We start from the raw sequence: 536 nt of genomic DNA, 5'->3' as shown, positions 1-536 counted from the left end.
GAGAACGCTTACCACTTTGTGGTTCATGACTGGGGTGAAGTCGTAACAAGGTAGCCCTAGGGGAACCTGGGGCTGGATCACCTCCTTATACGATGATTACTCACGATGAGTGTCCACACAGATTGATATGTCTTATTAAGAGCCCTTTTTTTAGTGTCCCGTTCGTCTAGAGGCCTAGGACACCGCCCTTTCACGGCGGTAACAGGGGTTCGACTCCCCTACGGGATACCATCTTTAAACATTCTCTTTTGAGAGTTTTTAAAAATGGTTACCTCAATTGAGGTGATTAGCTCTTTAACAATTTGGAAAGCTGACAAATCAACAATTTATTGTTGATTGTAAAGTTCTCAATGTTTGTCTTTAAGGCAAACACCAAACAACACATTCAAGTGTTCTTGGGAATGTCACTTTTAAGTGACTATTCAAAATTGAGTCCGGCAAAATCGAGTCTGCACATGTATAAAAATGCAGACAACTTTGGTTGTTTGACGTAAAGACCCTTTGGGGTTGTATGGTTAAGTGACTAAGCGTACACG

General features: G+C 41.8%; 1 tRNA gene and 1 rRNA gene. Both read left to right on the top strand.

The features are described 5' to 3' along the window. A 16S ribosomal RNA gene (locus ACU01J_RS21705) occupies positions 1–88 on the top strand; the annotation flags it as partial. Positions 89–155: 67 nt separating this feature from the next. Beyond that, a tRNA-Glu gene (locus ACU01J_RS21700) sits at positions 156–231 on the top strand. Positions 232–536 lie beyond the last annotated feature (305 nt).

The sequence above is a fragment of the Vibrio sp. 2433-A1 genome (genome assembly GCF_056726085.1).
Note: the sequence above shows the minus strand (reverse complement) of the source record. Positions and strands in the feature narration are given on the sequence as shown.